Genomic DNA, 2138 nt, shown 5'->3' on the forward strand with positions numbered 1-2138 from the left:
TACATCCTGTCCTTGATGGTGTTTGCCATTGGCAGACGCTTTCCCAGACTGCGGCCCTGGGGATATTTGGGTTTAACCCTAGGTATTCTCCTGTTTACCTTGGCTCCCTTAGCCATTCCGATTAGCGACAAGCTGGAAAATACTCTGTATAGTGGGCCAGTGATCACCCGCATCCAGTCTCCCTACCAACGCATTGTCCTCACACGACAAGGACAGGATGTTCGTCTCTTCCTCAATGGCGATTTGCAATTTTCCACCCTCGACGAATACCGCTACCATGAAGCTTTAGTGCATCCCGCCATGAGTGCTAGTGTTGGTAGGCGTCGGGTTCTGGTGTTGGGTGGAGGTGATGGTATGGCCTTGCGGGAAGTGCTCAAATGGCCAGAAGTCGAACGAGTCCTACTGATCGATTTAGACAGCGAGGTTGTCAAATTAGCTAGTCATCACCCTCAATTAGTCCAAGTTAACGATAACTCATTTTCCGACCCCCGTGTCGAAGTGTTGTATGCTGATGCTTTCATTAGGGCACCCGCACTCAACGAAACCTTTGATGTGATTATTGCCGACTTTCCCGACCCCGATCAAAAGATTATTGCCAAGCTTTATGCAGAAGGATTCTACCGCCGTCTCTTACCGCGATTAGCAGACAAAGGCATTTTTGTGACTCAGGCATCTAGTCCCTTTTTTGCTCCCAATGTTCTGAGTTGTATTGCCGCAACCTTGGAAAATGTGGGACTATTAGTTCATCCCTATGTTATAGATGTCCCCAGCTTTGGGCCTTGGGGTTTTGTCCTAGCATCAAGGCGATCGATTCAGCCGGACACCCTCAATTTATCGGTATCAACTCGCTTTCTGACCCCAGGCATTTTACACTCCTTGTTTGAGCTGCCAGGAGATATTAAGTTGGGTAATGTCGAGGTCAACCGCCTTGCTCATCCTGTGATTGTACGCTACCAATCTGACCCCCGTTGGGCAGCTTACTAAAAAAATTGGGTTTAAAGCCCCCTCCTTCTAGGACGGCTTTCTATTGAAAACTGTTCTGACGTTTGTCGCCAGTTAGCAAGTAGGGTGGGCAGTGCTTGAGACAGATCAGATCACCTCAGCTTTGTGCTTAGATAGGCACTGCCCACCGACGATTAATCCCAATGGTGCCAGATATGATTAGAAACATCTCCACGATCACGAATTGTCTGAAGAGACTATAGTCAATCAACGTTTTATCCTAATAACTTACCATTGAAATATTTAGATTAAATTCCTTTATCGTTACCGGAGCGATAATGTTATCAAGCTTATTGACTTTGAATAATTTCTGTGATCGGAATAGTTTCCTGATCTCCTTCTACTTCTATCGATTGATGCCGAATGTGCTGACGCAACACCTGATTAATCAAGGTTTGATAATTGCCTCCACCAGATAGATGTACCTGCTCACGAAACCACTCAATAACATCGTTATCTAAACAAATTGTGATCCGAGTTTTACCAGATGGCATCGGGTCAATCGCGCCACGCTTACCTTGACTAAAATCATACTCAGCTTCCATCTTCATCCCTCCAAATATTGTTTACGTTCAGTACGAGTGGCTTTGCGAGCTGAAATCAAACGGATTTGATCACCTCGCCAGGTATAGACCACAACCAAAACGGGTGCATCTCAATGCATGCTATTTGACGCGGTGGTGCGTTACGGGCAACAACCTAACACTTGCTATGGCTTGCGTCTTGGCGAGCCCGTCCCTAACACACCCTACGCCTAAATTCTAAATTCTAAATTCTTAATTCTTAATTCTTAATTCTTAATTCTTAATTATAAATTCTTAATTCTTAATTCTTAATTCTTAATTCTAAATTCCCTCTTTCGATAAGTATCAAAAAAAAATAGCCGTAGAAATACTATCCACGACTATTTCAATTTCTTATGTCACAAAATTAGCAAACTTAACCTGATCAGTTCCTATCTGATTCGACCAAAACCAAGGCCCCCGGGGAGAAACCCCCCCAGAAATTTAGCGATGCAGCGCGGTCTTGGGGGTTTCCCCCATGAGCGACTGCATCAAGACAAAGTGTTATGGCAACAACCAATACTTGGTGATTGTAGTGATCACTTCCCCTGGAACATCAGTCGGTTCCAGAGA

At 44.8% G+C, this 2138-nt stretch carries 2 protein-coding genes and 1 pseudogene; 1 reads left to right on the forward strand and 2 read right to left on the reverse strand.

Annotated elements, in window-relative coordinates; all coding sequences use genetic code 11:
* Window positions 1-984: spermine/spermidine synthase domain-containing protein (locus tag F6K37_RS39280; RefSeq protein WP_502887820.1), on the forward strand; the 984-nt coding region annotated here is incomplete at its 5' end.
* A gap of 308 nt (window positions 985-1292) precedes the next feature.
* Here F6K37_RS39280 and F6K37_RS39285 read toward each other — a convergent pair.
* Window positions 1293-1547: a BrnA antitoxin family protein gene (locus tag F6K37_RS39285; protein WP_044492115.1), complete on the reverse strand. Its 255-nt coding sequence runs from the start codon at window positions 1545-1547 to the stop codon at window positions 1293-1295.
* 2 nt (window positions 1548-1549) lie between these two features.
* Window positions 1550-1648, reverse strand: a pseudogene (locus F6K37_RS45140) (BrnT family toxin); the annotation flags it as partial.
* Window positions 1649-2138 lie beyond the last annotated feature (490 nt).

The sequence above is a fragment of the Moorena sp. SIO4E2 genome (assembly GCF_010671945.1).
Taxonomy (GTDB): Bacteria; Cyanobacteriota; Cyanobacteriia; order Cyanobacteriales; family Coleofasciculaceae; genus Moorena; species Moorena producens.